Annotated in this window: 14 protein-coding genes; 8 read left to right on the top strand and 6 right to left on the bottom strand. The window is 37.3% G+C overall.

Annotated features, from left to right (window positions below; all coding sequences use genetic code 11):
• Nucleotides 1-54 precede the first annotated feature (54 nt).
• From GJ691_RS09115 to GJ691_RS09105, 3 genes are all read left to right on the top strand, one after another.
• Nucleotides 55-615, top strand: a complete 561-nt coding sequence (locus GJ691_RS09115) for a hypothetical protein (protein ID WP_154366080.1) — start codon at nucleotides 55-57, stop codon at nucleotides 613-615.
• Entirely contained in the window at nucleotides 593-1,420 is an 828-nt protein-coding gene (locus GJ691_RS09110) for a class I SAM-dependent methyltransferase (RefSeq protein ID WP_154366078.1), read from the top strand. Before GJ691_RS09115 ends, GJ691_RS09110 begins: the two co-directional genes overlap by 23 nt.
• 315 nt (nucleotides 1,421-1,735) lie before the next feature.
• Nucleotides 1,736-2,242 (top strand): OmpH/Skp family outer membrane protein, encoded by a 507-nt coding sequence (locus GJ691_RS09105; protein WP_154366076.1) that lies wholly within the window; start codon nucleotides 1,736-1,738, stop codon nucleotides 2,240-2,242.
• A gap of 55 nt (nucleotides 2,243-2,297) precedes the next feature.
• Here the strand turns inward: GJ691_RS09105 and GJ691_RS09100 are convergent, their stop codons facing one another.
• A complete protein-coding gene (locus GJ691_RS09100; RefSeq protein ID WP_154366074.1) occupies nucleotides 2,298-2,696 on the bottom strand; it encodes a DoxX family membrane protein in 399 nt (132 codons plus the stop codon).
• Nucleotides 2,697-2,707: 11 nt separating this feature from the next.
• A complete protein-coding gene (locus tag GJ691_RS09095; protein WP_154366072.1) occupies nucleotides 2,708-3,877 on the bottom strand; it encodes a DNA polymerase III subunit in 1,170 nt (389 codons plus the stop codon).
• A gap of 137 nt (nucleotides 3,878-4,014) precedes the next feature.
• Here GJ691_RS09095 and GJ691_RS09090 point away from each other — a divergent pair, with 137 nt between their 5' ends.
• The 3 genes from GJ691_RS09090 to GJ691_RS09080 all read left to right on the top strand — a co-directional run bounded on the left by GJ691_RS09090 (nucleotide 4,015) and on the right by GJ691_RS09080 (nucleotide 7,973).
• Entirely contained in the window at nucleotides 4,015-5,208 is a 1,194-nt protein-coding gene (locus GJ691_RS09090; RefSeq protein WP_154366070.1) for a phosphoglycerate kinase, read from the top strand.
• Between the two features lie 115 nt (nucleotides 5,209-5,323).
• Nucleotides 5,324-6,967 carry a LysM peptidoglycan-binding domain-containing protein gene (locus GJ691_RS09085; RefSeq protein ID WP_154366068.1) on the top strand — a complete coding sequence of 548 codons (1,644 nt, stop codon included), beginning with the start codon at nucleotides 5,324-5,326 and terminating at the stop codon, nucleotides 6,965-6,967.
• Nucleotides 6,968-6,980: 13 nt separating this feature from the next.
• Nucleotides 6,981-7,973: a DUF4837 family protein gene (locus GJ691_RS09080; RefSeq protein ID WP_154366066.1), complete on the top strand. Its 993-nt coding sequence runs from the start codon at nucleotides 6,981-6,983 to the stop codon at nucleotides 7,971-7,973.
• Between the two features lie 70 nt (nucleotides 7,974-8,043).
• On the opposite strand, the gene GJ691_RS19510 is transcribed toward GJ691_RS09080, so the two are convergent.
• From GJ691_RS19510 to tatA, 4 genes are all read right to left on the bottom strand, one after another.
• The gene (locus tag GJ691_RS19510) at nucleotides 8,044-8,220 is read right to left on the bottom strand and encodes a DUF6747 family protein (RefSeq protein WP_179955071.1); all 177 of its coding nucleotides are present in this window, start codon (nucleotides 8,218-8,220) and stop codon (nucleotides 8,044-8,046) included.
• Between the two features lie 244 nt (nucleotides 8,221-8,464).
• Nucleotides 8,465-8,635 (bottom strand): DUF6747 family protein, encoded by a 171-nt coding sequence (locus GJ691_RS19505; RefSeq protein ID WP_179955070.1) that lies wholly within the window; start codon nucleotides 8,633-8,635, stop codon nucleotides 8,465-8,467.
• A gap of 190 nt (nucleotides 8,636-8,825) precedes the next feature.
• Nucleotides 8,826-11,297 (bottom strand): OmpA family protein, encoded by a 2,472-nt coding sequence (locus GJ691_RS09075; protein WP_154366064.1) that lies wholly within the window; start codon nucleotides 11,295-11,297, stop codon nucleotides 8,826-8,828.
• 353 nt (nucleotides 11,298-11,650) lie between these two features.
• Complete coding sequence (gene tatA / locus GJ691_RS09070) at nucleotides 11,651-11,836, bottom strand: twin-arginine translocase TatA/TatE family subunit (protein ID WP_154366062.1); 186 nt, start codon at nucleotides 11,834-11,836, stop codon at nucleotides 11,651-11,653.
• Nucleotides 11,837-12,325: 489 nt separating this feature from the next.
• Here tatA and GJ691_RS09065 point away from each other — a divergent pair, with 489 nt between their 5' ends.
• Nucleotides 12,326-13,195, top strand: coding sequence for a M23 family metallopeptidase (locus GJ691_RS09065; RefSeq protein WP_154366060.1), 870 nt, complete (start codon nucleotides 12,326-12,328; stop codon nucleotides 13,193-13,195).
• A 1-nt stretch (nucleotide 13,196) separates the two neighbouring features.
• Nucleotides 13,197-14,696 carry a GH3 auxin-responsive promoter family protein gene (locus GJ691_RS09060; protein ID WP_154366057.1) on the top strand — a complete coding sequence of 500 codons (1,500 nt, stop codon included), beginning with the start codon at nucleotides 13,197-13,199 and terminating at the stop codon, nucleotides 14,694-14,696.
• Nucleotides 14,697-14,738 lie beyond the last annotated feature (42 nt).

Raw genomic sequence — 14,738 nt, 5'->3', positions numbered from 1 at the left:
TTATAAAATGGCTTGATTGTTGTGGCGTTAGGTTATAATCCAAACCATATTTTCATGAGAATTGTTGTATCGGCTGTAGTTGCTGTTTTTCTTTTCAACTCTTGCATACCATTACGAATTGCCCCCGATATCCATGATTATAAAATCACGAAAGGGAAATCTTTTAAAAAAGGCTTGCCCAAACGAGAAATGTTCGTTTTTGAAGACCCTAAAGAAGCAGATGGGTTTTATGATTATGTGAATATAAAATTTCAACTGAATAATGAAAATGTTTACGATGACGTTCCTTTTGAAATAAATACTCAAACATATTTCTTTTCTTTTTATGAGGTAGAGATTCCTGATAAGACCATTAATTTATTTCCTGCAGTCCTTGATGTTTTCGTAAATGCCGCTCTAGGAAATGAAGATGTGGAACCTATTTTTTCAGATGATGAAAACGGTGTAACCAGAAACGGTCATTGGTATATTGCTATAGAAGCATATAGTGACTATGAAAAGGATTGCTTAAAGGTAGGCTCACTTTCACGGGAAGTAGTTTTAAACTACCTTAGGGCTCTCAAAAAAGAATATATTTCTACCCACAACTATAATGAAACCGTATTTAAAAATTAAGGATCATTCCGTATCCGGTGAAAGTTTTGAACTCGAATTTGATGCCTCTTTAGATATGTTGTCAACGAGACCACAACCTGAAGATCTAGACAAATATTACATTAGTGAGGATTATATTTCCCACACAGATTCTAACAAAACTGTAATCGATAAGCTATATCAAATCATAAAGAGATATAGTCTAAGAAAAAAAGAACGACTGATTTCAAAATATGTGGTAGGTGAAAAAACACTTTTAGATGTTGGGGCGGGTACAGGTGATTTTCTCCTGGAAACAAAAAATAGGAGTTGGGTAGTTGAAGGCGTTGAACCGAATAGGGGAGCTAAGGATCGGGCTAATGCAAAAGGAATAATTCTACATGAAACCCTTCAATCCATAAAGAACAAAAAATATTCGATAATTACCTTATGGCATGTTTTGGAACATTTGCCAAATCTAGAATTACAAATTAAAGATTTGGTTTCATTACTTAATGACAACGGAACCCTTGTGGTGGCCGTACCGAATTTCAAATCATACGATGCAGGGCATTATAAGGAGTTTTGGGCAGCTTATGATGTTCCTCGCCATCTTTGGCATTTTTCAAAATCATCTATCGAAAAACTTTTTGCCGCACAGGGAATGAAAGTGGTGGAAATAAAACCGATGGTATTTGACTCGTTCTACGTTTCATTGTTATCCGAAAAATATAAGTCGGGCCATACTAATTTTGTAAAGGCTTTTGCGGTTGGTTTGTGGTCTAATTTAAAAGGTTGGCGCACTAAAGAGTATTCTTCCCATATTTATATTCTAAAGAGAGCATAAAACCGATTTTAAGGCGCTCTAACGACTTTTCGATCTCTAAAGGGTAATATGTATTGCGGATTTTAAAAAACACCCTGAAATTAGTTTGTATTTCACCAAATATAATAGATATTGTTAATTGCAATAGATTAACAGAATAGATATTGTCTATAGCATATAAAAACAGGTTTTTAGGGTTCATTTTATAACCGACGGGCATAGTTATCATCAAGACATAAATAGTGCAATAAAAGTAAAAGTTCTAAAAAGCTTTCCTATTTTTGCCCAATTCGAAAAAGTAAGTTTTTCTGAAAAACGGAATTTAAAACATAAGAAATGAAGAAATTAGTATTGGCCGCTATTGTTTTGGTCATGGTATCGTGTCAACAAGAAAAAATCGGATTTGTAGACAACGTAAAGTTGATGGAGGATTATCAGGAAAGATCTGATGTTGAAGCCAAATACAAAACCAAATTGGAAACTTTCGGGAAAAAGAAAGATAGTATAACCCAAGCTTTTCAATTAGAGGCACAGGCCTTCCAGGTAAAAGCACAGAAAATGTCGCAGCAGAAAGCGCAGGAAGAGTATGGGGTTTTTCAGCAAAAGGGACAGTTTATCGGCCAACAATTGCAACAAGAGGAACAGCAACTACAAATTGCGGGTCAGACCGAAATGGACAGTTTGGTCAACAAAGTAAAAGACGAAATCAAAGCCTATGGTAAAGCTAATGCCTATTCCTATATTCTAGGAGGAGGTGATGGTGGCAGTGTGCTATACGGTAAAGAAGCAAATGATCTTACGGAAGAAATCACTAAGATCCTAAATGACAAGTATAAAAAATAGGACTGTTCAAGTCTAATGAAGAAACCCTGACCATTTGGTCGGGGTTTTTTTATGCTCAAGATTGAAGCAAGAAAACCAGGAAAATAGCTGGTATAAAATAGACCGCAATGGTTTTGGCTCCTTCATAGTCCTTCGCAATTCGTTGACCAAAAAGCAACATCAACAAAACTATACATGATAGTATGGCGCCATATAATGCAAACGAACTGTCCCTGCTATTTATAATTTGAAAAACCCCTATACAGCAAAAAATCCCTGCGAGTATCTCCAAAAACAAAATAATACCCAATAACAACGGGACAGTATTTTTTAAGGGCGTTTTCTCAAAATGACCTTTTAACCAAGATAGATTGCCGTTCCAGTCCATTAATTTATCCAATCCACTTTGAATAAAGGTGATTATCAAAAAAAACAGAAGAAGAAGTTCGGTACTTTGGGTGATTAAGGTTGCCATATAAAAACGGTTTAAGGTTGGTTCTGTAAAGGGGTTTCTTTAGTATGGAGTAAACGGGTCAATTTAATGGATAGGTCGGTAAAGATGATTTTCGCATTACCGTTTCTCTCGATATGATAAATGGCATCTTCCAATTCAGAGACGATATTTAGGATATTGTTCTCATGTACGAACGGAGCGAATTTCTCCATTTTAAATCCGTCTACGTGCATGCGCATGAATGCCAATTCCTTTACATTATAATTTATGAGCATGGCCTGGCGCATGACCGTGATACAATATTGGAGAAATTTCTTTTGGGTTTCCCTACCGGTCTTAGCCACTTCTTCTGCCCACAAGATCAATTCATGTATAACCGTCTTGTTGCCCCTGGCTTTGAATGCACTGCGTACCCATTGTACAAACCATTTTTCAAAGACAAGATCCTCTGAATCCTTGTTCATTAAATCTAAGGCCTTGTTAAAGTTACCATCTGCTTCTAAAGCCAACCTAAGTGCCTCTTCACGCTCTAACCCCTTGTTCTCAAGACCTTTGGCAATAGATTCTTCGGCCAAGGGAGGAAATTGTAAAATCTGACATCGTGATCGTATGGTCTGTATGATCTGATCTTCATTTTGAGCGACCAGAAGAAAAACGGTTTTTTCAGGAGGTTCTTCAATAAGCTTTAAAAGTTTATTGGCCGAAGCGGTGTTCATTTTTTCCGCCATCCAAATAAGCATCACTTTGTAGCCTCCTTCGTAAGATTTCAATGATAATTTTTTAACAATGTCGTAAGCCTCGTCAACCCCGATCTGTCCTTGTTTTTTTTCTATCCCTATCAATCTATACCAGTCAAAAAGGTTACCATAGGGTTGTTCCTTCACAAATTCCCGCCATTCTTCCATATAATGGTTACTAACGGCATGGCTTTTTACCTTATCCGAATTTGCTACCGGAAACGCAAAATGCATATCGGGGTGCGAAAGAGAATCACATTTAATGTTACAAGCCTGGTTCTCCCCATTGTTTTCTGCATCCTGGTTGCCACAGATTATATATTGCGCATAGGCCAAAGCCATTGGCAAGGTGCCGGAACCCTCAGGGCCCACAAATAATTGTGCGTGGGGAATTCGACCGGCGTTGGCACTCATTGCCAAGTGTTTTTTGATATGTGTAAGTCCTAAAATTTCCTTGAAAAGCATGGTTCAAAGATAGTTCTTTTGCCTAAGTAAATAAATGCAACGAAACACGTGAAATTATGGGGTCCTATTTTTTTTAAGAACCTTATAAATCTTTACCTTTGCCATTCGTTAAAAGCATACTACTAAAGCATACTACTATGATGACCATCGACGATTTTAATTTTGAAAAGAAAAAAGCATTGATACGTGTAGATTTCAACGTACCCTTGGATGAGGATTTCAATGTAACCGATACCAATAGGATCGAAGCAGCAAAGCCAACGATTATCAAAGTCTTGGAAGATGGAGGTAGTGCTGTGCTTATGAGCCATTTGGGTAGACCAAAAGGCCAAAGAAACGATGCAATGTCACTAAAACATATCTGCGCCAAGGTTTCGGATATAATCGGTGTGCAGGTTAAGTTCGTTGATGATTGTGTAGGTGAAGAGGCTGAAAAAGCCGTTGCTGAATTAAAAGAGGGTGAAGTTCTTTTGTTGGAAAACTTACGTTTTTACAATGAAGAAACCTCTGGGGATGTTGACTTTGCGGAAAAGCTTTCCAAATTAGGTGATATTTATGTGAATGACGCTTTCGGTACCGCTCATAGGGCCCATGCATCAACTACGATCGTTGCCCAATTCTTTCCAGGCCAAAAATGTTTTGGCTATTTATTGGCTAAAGAAATAAAATCTATTGAAAAAGTGATGCGAACTGGGGAAAAACCGGTTTTGGCCATTTTAGGTGGAGCAAAGGTTTCTTCAAAAATCACCATTATAGAAAATATTTTGGACAAGGTAGACCACTTGATCATTGGTGGGGGTATGACCTATACTTTCGTTAAGGCACAAGGAGGTACCATTGGGGATTCTATCTGTGAGGATGATAAAATGGACCTTGCTTTAAGCATATTGGAACAAGCGAAAGCAAAAGGGGTCCAAGTACATATTCCAGTAGATGTTGTTGCAGCCAATGACTTTAGTAACGATGCCGATACACAAATAGTCGATGTAGATAAGATTCCTGATGGATGGCAAGGATTGGATGCCGGACCTAAGACCTTGGAAATTTTCAAGGAAGTTATATTGAAGAGCAAAACCATTCTTTGGAACGGACCTGTTGGGGTTTTTGAAATGGAAAGTTTTGCGAAAGGAACGATAAGCGTTGGCAACTTTATAGATGAAGCAACCCAAAAAGGGGCATTTTCACTTGTAGGTGGTGGTGATTCCGTTGCGGCCGTTAAACAATTCGGTTTTCAGGATAAAGTAAGTTACGTATCCACTGGTGGTGGCGCTATGCTAGAAAGCCTAGAGGGTAAGACCTTACCTGGAATCGCCGCAATATTAGAAGGGTAAGCGCGTTATCGATTAACGGAATGCGCGGTAACAATCCATACTTTAAGGTTTAAAATTTTATTCTTTCAAAAAAAAATGCGATTTTCGTTAGTTCCCTTTAACTAAAGAAATTCCTATGCATTTATATAAATTTGGACGATTAAGTTTTATTTTGGTTCTTTTTGCCAATATTTCGGTATTTGCACAAGAAGTAAAAGAGGTTCAAAAAGAACACATCAAAGTCATTAAGGCCAAGGATATTCCTTTGGATACCCTTGCTCTTGATATGCAGGGCATTGAGCAGATGGATGAGCTGGAGTCTTCAAGTGACCTAAACGACAATTCCTTACCGATCGTTACCATTGGGGATAAGAAAACCTATGATCTAAAGGATTTAAAGATCGCCTCTACATACGATAGTCTTTGGATGAAAGAGCTGTATGAGAATGCAGCACTTTACGATGAGATGTATGAAACGGTATTGGAGATAGATACCACAGAGGTTGTCGACAACACATTGAATACCGATACCCTTAAATTAAGATTACAGCGGTTAAACCAGAAAACACCTTTCAACGTTGCCTACAATCCATCTTTGGAGAAAGTGATCAATTCATTTTTGGTACGTAAGCGAGGTCTTATAGAAAGGATGTTGACGGTAAGTCAGTTTTATTTCCCGATGTTCGAGGAGCAATTGGATAAATATGACATTCCGTTGGAAATGAAATATTTGGCCATTGTAGAATCTGCCTTGAACCCAAGGGCCAGGTCGCGGGTAGGGGCAACGGGTCTTTGGCAATTCATGTACGGTACGGGAAAAATGTACAAACTCGATGTGAGCAGTTATGTAGATGAGCGTCGCGATCCTATTAAATCCACTGAAGCGGCATGTAAATATTTATCTAAATTATATGGGATATTCGAGGATTGGGATTTGGCACTTGCAGCCTATAATTCCGGTCCTGGAAATGTGAACAAGGCCATTCGAAGATCAGGTGGGTATAAGAACTACTGGAACATAAGAAGAAACCTCCCACGAGAAACTGCAGGTTATGTACCGGCATTTTTGGCCACAATGTATTTGTTGGAATATGCCGATGAACATGGATTAAAAGGGAAAAAAGTTGACCGCACGTATTTCGAAACGGATACAGTACATATAAAAAGCCTGATTTCCTTTGACCAAATTTCGGAATTGGTCGGTATTGGAGTAGAGGAATTAAAGGTGTTGAATCCTGCTTATAAGCTCGATATTATTCCTCATGTAGAAGGAAAAGAATATACACTTAGATTGCCTATTACAGAAATGGGAAAGTTCGTAGCGAACGAAGAGGCTATTTACGCCCATGTAAAAGAACAATTTAAAAGTAAGGAATCCCCTTTGCCGCAATTGGTAAAGACAGACGATCGTATTCGCTATAAAGTACGCAGTGGGGATTATTTGGGTAAAATTGCGGCCAGATATGGGGTCGGGGTTAGCCAGATCAAACGATGGAACGGTTTAAGGAGTAATAATTTAAGGATTGGCCAGCGACTGACCATATTCACCAGGAATCCGGTTTCTGCCTCTAAAACGGCTTCAAAAAGCCCTCAAACGGTAGCCAGTACCACAAATTTACCAGCATCAAAAATACATACTGTAAAAAGCGGTGACTCGCTTTGGACCATTTCGAGAAAATATCCGGGAATTAGTATCGAAAATTTACGGGAATGGAACGGTATTAGTGGTAATAATCTAAAACCAGGCACAAAATTGAAACTGTGCAATTGTTCATCGTAAACCAATAACACACATGAAACATTTTAAGTTGCTATTTGTTCTTTTCTTTGTAATCGTCGTTTCCTGCAAAGAAAGTGGAACAAAGAATTATTTGCCTAGCTCTATTGGAGCCTATAACTCGTTGATTGTAGTCATAGACAATGAGACATGGAAATCCAAAGTAGGCGATACGGTAAGGGAGTATTTTGCCGCATCGTCCTTAGGTCTGACAATGGAGGAACCTATTTTTACAATAACCCAGATTCCACCAGAAGTATTCTCAGGGGCCGTTCGCAATAGTAGAAATGTACTTTATGTTCAAAAAGACACCTTGAATTTGGCCCATATCAAAAGTGATATGTATTCCAAGCCACAGAAAGTGGCCGTTATCAAGGGAACTACCGATGATGAGATTATGGCCAATATTGCGCGTAAGGCACCGGAAATTATCGAAACGTTCAAAGGGTTAGAGATCAATGAGGCCCAACACCGATTTCTTAAATCCTTGAACAAGGAAAAGGACCTTCAGGATAAATTCGGGATTAGTTTAAATATCCCTTCAGTATATAAGGTTGTAAAGACCGAGGACAATTTTGTTTGGTACGAAAGACAGATACAGAAAGGAACAATGAACATCATAGCCTATACCATGCCTTGGGATAGCTTTGTTTCAGATTCAACTTTTGTAAAAGATATTGTTCGTATGAGGGATTCTATAGGCGACCTGTATATTCCTGGACCGGATGTTCCCGGTAAAAAGACCAGTATGCGAACCGAACCTGCTTTTTCACCTGCCATTTTCCCTGCTGAGATTGCAGGAAAAAAAGCTGCGGAGATCAGAGGATTGTGGGATATTAAGAATTACCCTATGGCCGGACCGTTCTTATCTTATATAATCAATGATAAGGAGCATAACCGTAAAATGGTAATTGAAGGATTTACTTTTGCGCCTTCCACCGAAAAAAGGGACTATATGTTCGAATTGGAAGCGATAATGAAGACTTTTCATTTTATAGAAGAAAAGTAAATAGTGCCAACAATAAATAAAAAGCCCCGTAGAGTAATTCTACGGGGCTTTTTGATTTTAGATCCATTACTTATAAATTACTGAAATTGAATCCTGTTGACACCCTAAATACTAAAGCATAAATTGCCATTACGATCAACGCGAAACAAAACCACGAAAATGCTTTAAAATATTTTTTAAAGAACATGCTCGTCCAGTTTTTAAATGCTTCCAAATAAATCTCCTTCAAAAGTAATAATTTGCTCATACGCCCATTGGTTTTAATTAGTAATGGCGCTAAAATCATTTTTTTTGCCTCGGGTTGAAAATAAATGGGGTGAAATACATATTATTTAGACAACGTTTAGGAACAAATTATAATTGATCTATAAAAAGCTGTTTTATGCGATGAAACGCTCGTTTAAGTTTTTTGACAATGAATGGCCGTGAAATAAAAAACGCCCTTAAAAGGGCGAATTCGTTGGTTAGGTTGGTTATGATATTCAATAAGCTCAATCGAACGCAAATCCTGTGGATATCCTAAATAAGAAGGCATAAAGCACTAGAATATAACTGGCGATACAAAACCATGAAAATGCCTTGAAGTATGATTTGACAAATGCATGACCTAAATTTCTAAAGGCTTCTAAATAAATTTCCTTGATCAATAAAACGTTTTTCATGTTGATTGGTTTAGGTTAAATAAAGATTGTTAGGGGTTTATATAACAGACAATCAGGTGATTAAGTGCGTTGAAGGGGTCGTTTTGTTGTAAATGGACTCTATAATGTTGTGAATATGGCTTAAGGACATAAAAAAAGCGATGACCATTATCGACCATCGCTTGTGAAATTTTCTGATTTTGGGGTTTAATTACATGTCCACTATTATAAATTCGGATCTACGGTTAAGGAGGTGGTCGGTTTCGGAACAAGGTACCGTACCATCACATTCATTGATCAATCTTTCTTCACCATACCCTATGGCGCTTTCAATCCTGTCCGCATCAATACCCTTGGAGATTATATAATCCCTGGTAGACTTGGCACGTTTGTCAGATAAATACTTGTTGTAAGCACGCTTACCTCTAGAGTCGGTATGTGATTCTATTTTAATGACCATTTTAGGATATTCGGTCATCACTTGAACAAGTTTGTCAAGTTCTTTGGCCGCATCTTTCCTAATATAGGATTTGTCGAAATCAAAGTAGATCATTTCGGTTTTCAGCTTACGAATTCCATCCTCAACCGCTATCATTTCTTTTAACCTACGCAATGCGATTTCGGTATTGATTACCTCGTTTTCCTTGGTCGAAACTGCAATTTCCTCATCAAAGAAATCACTTACAGTAGTTTTAATGGTATACTTGGTGTCACCTTCAAGGTCTTCGAAAATGAAGCTACCTTGATCATCGGTCACCATTTCTTTCATTTTGATATTGTTTTCATCCAATAAGGTTATCATCGTTTTTGGCATACGTTCACCTGTTATCAAATCGGTAACCACACCGGCGATGGCATTTTTACTTTCAGGGACTTCTTCAACGATTAGGCGTTTAAAGGAATAGAGGTCATCATCGCCTTGACCTCCTTTTCTATTGGAAGCGAAAAAACCTTTTTGGCCCTCTTTATTTACAATAAAAGAAAAATCATCTTTGTTGCTATTTATGGGTTGGCCTAGATTCCTAGCCTCTAAAAAACCACCATCTTCGGCTATGGTCGCTTCAAAAATATCCAATCCGCCAAGGCCTACATGACCATCGGATGAGAAATATATTTTTTCGTTGTTCACAAAAGGAAACATTTCCTTTCTTTCGGTATTTATTTCGGGCCCCAAGTTTCGTGGTTCTGAAAAATTACCGTCTTCCAATACATCCACAACAAAAATGTCGGTTTGGCCGATACTTCCTGGCATATCGGATACGAAATACAATTTTTTGCCATCAGGACTTAACGCTGGGTGTCCTGTGGAATAACTGTCACTGTTGAAAGGAACTTCGGTGGCTTCTGTCCATTCCCCATTGATTTTCTTGGATCTATAAATTTTCAGGTGGTTAATGCCTTTTTTGTCCCTTTTCAATTTTTTGCCATAGTTATTTCTGGTGAAATACATGGTTTCATTGTCGGGTGAAAAAGTAACCGAAGCCTCGTGGTATTTTGTATTGACCTCTTTAGAGAATTTTACGGCATTTTTTAATTCTTGTGATTCGTCATTTAGTTTGGCCGCATAAAGATCTAAATAAGGCTGGTCGTTCCATTTATATTTTCTTGTAGCGAATATTGACGTATCATTCGCAGAAGCATAAACTATTTGATCTTCGTTATAATACATTGGACCGAACTCTGAATATTTGGAGTTTATCGTAAGATTGTGAATATCAATATTCTGTATTTTATTCGTTAATTGATCCAATTTTACTTCGTTGGGCAATGCTTTTTTGGACAATGCGTCGGTAATGGAAGCATTTGGATCCTTAATTTTTCGATTATATAATCGCATTAAGCGCTTAGATCTTGCGTATTTTCCGGTACCTTTAAGTGAATGGGCATATTTGAAAATATTGTCGGCGGACATTTGTTTCCCATATTTTTTATATAAAATGTTGTACCAGTGATAGGCCTTTTCCATATCGGTATTGAAATAATGTGCATCACCTACCTTTTGTATGACATCGAAAGAGTAGTTTTTCTCATCCTTGCTGAGGGCCTTTTCATATAGTTCAGCTGCTTCCGCATACCACATTTTATCAAAATAACTATCAGCTTTTTGAATCAATTTAGTTTTGTTAACGGGATTGTTGTCGTTGGCTGCGTCAATTATCTTGGAGCTATCTAACATATCGTATGTCACTTCTTCCAAAGCCAAGGGTTCGGTATCATGGTTTTTTTTTGAAGAAGAACTATTTAGAATCCAAATAGAGTCTTTATTATGGCCTTTCAAATATGTATTTCCTGCATCAAGGGCACTTTGCCTATTAGTATAACGTCCCAAATGCACATAATACATATGTTCTTGGGTATTGTGTATAACACCCGAATCAAAACCTTCTTTTATATATTTTGTGGCGGTTTGGTTCGCATAATTACCTGTTTCAGCAGAGGCGGAAATAATGTAGAAACCATCTTCTATATCCAAATTGGTTAATTCTCTTATTGGAATGCCTGTTGGTGCTTTGGCCTGATCTAGATTTCCAGAACTGCTGTAATCTTGATTTTCAACTGTATTTTCAATAGGGTAGGTACTATCAACTTGTGTTATTTCTTTTGTGGGGGAGATTTGCGCTATTAGTCCATAAGAGAAAAACAGCAATAAGAGAATGGAAATATTTTGAATTTGGAATTTCATGATAGCAAAACTAGAGTTGGTCTTAATTAGGTCTGGTCGTTATCTTATTTAACATCTTTGTAGATTATCCCAGAATGTATTAATTACCGAAACTAGGTGTTCTTTGCTTCTGGAAATATTTTTTGTTGTGAAATGAAGTGTTTATGTCGTGTATAACTGCTTTTTGTCGATAAATCCCTTATTTCTAAGGGGATAAAAGGTGTAAAAAGCTTAATACTTACGAAGTTGAAGTTTGTTTGGTGAAACAATAAGAGAGAGAAATATAATGGAAGGTAATATTTGTTTCTCCTTAATTGAAAGGAACAAAAAAACACCCTGAATAGGGTGTTTCATTAATATATTTTCGGATTTTATTATTTTTCGGTTTTCTCCTCTATCTCGTCATCTTCCTTAGAGGCATCCTTAAATTCTTTAATACCACTTCCCAAACCTCTCATAAGTTCTGGGATTTTTTTGCCGCCAAATAAAAGTAGTACGACCAAAACAACAATTGCTATTTGCCATGGGCCTATGGCCAAAAAAGTATGTAAAGCTGTCATGAATAAGTATTTTTAAGGTAAACAAATGTACTAAAAACTTATTAGTTTGCTGTTAAAATTAAGGTAAGCTGCTTATTTTTTAATTCAAAATTAGGACTAGTCCAAGATTAATTCAGCAAGAAACCCATGAATGAGGTTTTTTTAAAGATGAAAAACTTCCCATTTCTTTAAAATACCGAATAGTATATAATAAATTTCGTTCTGTCAAGATTTTGTGATTAGTGTGTAATTAAGGGGCCGCGTTTTTTTTTGGGAAAATTGGGTGGGTCTTTAATAGTTATATGTTTTTTGTTAAATTAAAGTATTCGGCTATTATAGATTCATTTTATATCAACGTAAATCGGTTCCTGATTTCCTAAATGATATTATAACCATAAAAACCAATAGGGGCAAATAAACGTATGTAATGAACAGTTTTAACTTATCTTATGGAATTATATATTTTAAAGTTGGTCATAATATTGAATTCTAATTTTATCTTTGCTAACAATGGCTAAAAAAGTAAAGAAAAGAAAGGATATCAAAAGAAAGCTACTTCACAAGTACCGTTTGGTAATCCTTAATGAAAATACCTTTGAAGAAAAAATAAGTTTTAAACTGAGCCGATTGAATGTATTTGTTTCTGGCTCAATTTTTATAATTTGTTTGATTGGCCTTACCATTCTATTGATTGCCTTTACACCATTACGCGAATATATTCCCGGATATTCCTCTACTAAATTAAAGAGACAGGCGACAGAACTTACCTATAAGACCGATTCTTTGGTGAACTCCCTAAATTATACCAATAAGTATTTAGACAACATCCGAAAAGTTCTTCGTGGTGATATTGAAAATACAGAAATCAATAGGGACTCTCTGTTTGAACAATTTAAATTAGACCCTTCAAGTGTAGATCTTAATCCGATTAAGGAAGATTCCATGTTAAGGGCAGAGGTGGCCTTAGAGGATAAGTACAATTTATTCGAAAGGAATAGTGATAAATCAAGTGTGGTATTGTTTCCACCTTTAAGTGGCACACTTTCCGATACCTTTGATAGGGACAAAAAACATTACGCCGTTGATATAGTCGCTCCTAAAGATACACCGATAAAGGCCGTTGCCAATGGCATCGTGATTTTTGCGGAATGGACTGCCGAAACCGGATATGTTATCATATTGGAGCATAAGGACGGTTTACTAAGTGTTTACAAGCATAATGGCTCTTTGAGCAAGGCGCAGGGTGATATCGTAAGGGCCGGTGAGGTAATAGCCTCGGTAGGTAATACAGGTGAATTAAGCACAGGGCCACATTTGCATTTCGAATTATGGGATAATGGGAATCCTGTAAATCCTCAAGATTTTATAGATTTTAAATAATATGTCATTAAAGTCAATCGCGGCCAAAATTTTCGCAAAACGTGTCGCTAAAAAAACGGAAAAATGGGTAAACCATCCATTGGAAACCCAAGATGCGGTATTCAAGGATTTGATAAAAACCGCCAGCAACACACTTTTTGGCAAAGAACATCATTTTGAGCAGATAAAGACCCATGCCGATTTTGTAAAAAATGTCCCTATACGGGATTATGAGGAACTTAAGGGCTATGTTGAAAAAGTAGTGGCCGGAAATGCCGATATTCTTTGGCCCGGCAAACCTATATATTTTGCTAAAACCTCAGGAACCACTTCAGGAGCAAAATATATTCCCATAACAAAGGTTTCCATAAAACATCAGGTAGAAGCTTCACGAAACGCTATTTTAAATTACATCAATGAGACGGGCAATGTAGATTTCGTTGACGGAAAAATGATCTTTCTGCAAGGGAGCCCCGAATTGGAGGATAAAAACGGAATCAAATTAGGCCGGTTATCCGGAATTTCGGCCCATTATGTACCAAGCTATCTACAGAAGAACAGGTTGCCCAGCTGGGAAACCAATTGTATTGAAGATTGGGAAACAAAAGTTGACGCCATAGTAGATGAAACCATAAATGAAGATATGACCGTCATAGCCGGAATACCTTCATGGGTTCAAATGTATTTTGAGAAGCTTAGTGCCAAAGGGAACAAAAAAGTGGGGGAATTGTTCAAGAATTTTAGACTGTTCATTTATGGTGGTGTAAATTATGAACCCTACAGGGCCAAGTTCGAAAATCTTATAGGGAGAAAAGTGGATAGCATAGAACTGTTTCCCGCAAGTGAAGGTTTTTTTGCCTATCAGGATTCCCAATCCGAAAAGGGGATGTTGTTGCTATTGAATTCAGGCATTTTTTATGAGTTTGTAAAGGCCGATGAGTTTTTCAATGAAGACAGGGAACGACTTACGCTTAAAGATGTTGAGATAGGTGTAAATTATGTAATGATCATATCAACTAATGCCGGGTTATGGGGATATAACCTTGGGGATACCATTCAGTTTATTTCATTGAAACCATTCAAGGTAGTGGTTTCGGGTCGAATAAAACATTTTATTTCGGCCTTTGGTGAACACGTTATCGCGAAAGAAGTTGAAGAAGCAATGTTACAAGCCGTTTCTGCCACTGACGCTCGAATAAACGAGTTTACGGTGGCTCCTCAAATTACCCCGAAAGAAAATGAATTACCCTATCACGAATGGTTGGTCGAGTTTGAAAAGCATCCAACGGATATGAAAAAATTCATTGAGACTTTGGATACTTCACTACAAAAGCAGAACAGTTATTATTTTGATTTGATCGATGGTAAGATTTTGCAGACCCTAAAAATATGTCCGATCAGAAGCGGTGGTTTTCAGGAGTATATGAAATCGATAGGAAAGCTTGGCGGGCAGAACAAGGTACAACGTTTGTCGAACGACCGTAAAGTAGCCGACAACCTATCCCGATTTGCTGAAGAATAATAGCCACTGGCACGAACTTTATTGAACTGCTTATTTATCATA

Source organism: Maribacter luteus, assembly GCF_009674825.1.
Taxonomy (GTDB): domain Bacteria; phylum Bacteroidota; class Bacteroidia; order Flavobacteriales; family Flavobacteriaceae; genus Maribacter_A; species Maribacter_A luteus.
Note: the sequence above shows the minus strand (reverse complement) of the source record. Positions and strands in the feature narration are given on the sequence as shown.

Coding starts and splice junctions, on each gene's coding strand:
- GJ691_RS09115 (WP_154366080.1), top strand. CDS start 55: ATGAGAATTGTTGTATCGGCTGTAGTTGCTGTTTTTCTTTTCAACTCT.
- GJ691_RS09110 (WP_154366078.1), top strand. CDS start 593: ATGAAACCGTATTTAAAAATTAAGGATCATTCCGTATCCGGTGAAAGT.
- GJ691_RS09105 (WP_154366076.1), top strand. CDS start 1,736: ATGAAGAAATTAGTATTGGCCGCTATTGTTTTGGTCATGGTATCGTGT.
- GJ691_RS09100 (WP_154366074.1), bottom strand. CDS start 2,696: ATGGCAACCTTAATCACCCAAAGTACCGAACTTCTTCTTCTGTTTTTT.
- GJ691_RS09095 (WP_154366072.1), bottom strand. CDS start 3,877: ATGCTTTTCAAGGAAATTTTAGGACTTACACATATCAAAAAACACTTG.
- GJ691_RS09090 (WP_154366070.1), top strand. CDS start 4,015: ATGATGACCATCGACGATTTTAATTTTGAAAAGAAAAAAGCATTGATA.
- GJ691_RS09085 (WP_154366068.1), top strand. CDS start 5,324: ATGCATTTATATAAATTTGGACGATTAAGTTTTATTTTGGTTCTTTTT.
- GJ691_RS09080 (WP_154366066.1), top strand. CDS start 6,981: ATGAAACATTTTAAGTTGCTATTTGTTCTTTTCTTTGTAATCGTCGTT.
- GJ691_RS19510 (WP_179955071.1), bottom strand. CDS start 8,220: ATGAGCAAATTATTACTTTTGAAGGAGATTTATTTGGAAGCATTTAAA.
- GJ691_RS19505 (WP_179955070.1), bottom strand. CDS start 8,635: ATGAAAAACGTTTTATTGATCAAGGAAATTTATTTAGAAGCCTTTAGA.
- GJ691_RS09075 (WP_154366064.1), bottom strand. CDS start 11,297: ATGAAATTCCAAATTCAAAATATTTCCATTCTCTTATTGCTGTTTTTC.
- tatA (WP_154366062.1), bottom strand. CDS start 11,836: ATGACAGCTTTACATACTTTTTTGGCCATAGGCCCATGGCAAATAGCA.
- GJ691_RS09065 (WP_154366060.1), top strand. CDS start 12,326: ATGGCTAAAAAAGTAAAGAAAAGAAAGGATATCAAAAGAAAGCTACTT.
- GJ691_RS09060 (WP_154366057.1), top strand. CDS start 13,197: ATGTCATTAAAGTCAATCGCGGCCAAAATTTTCGCAAAACGTGTCGCT.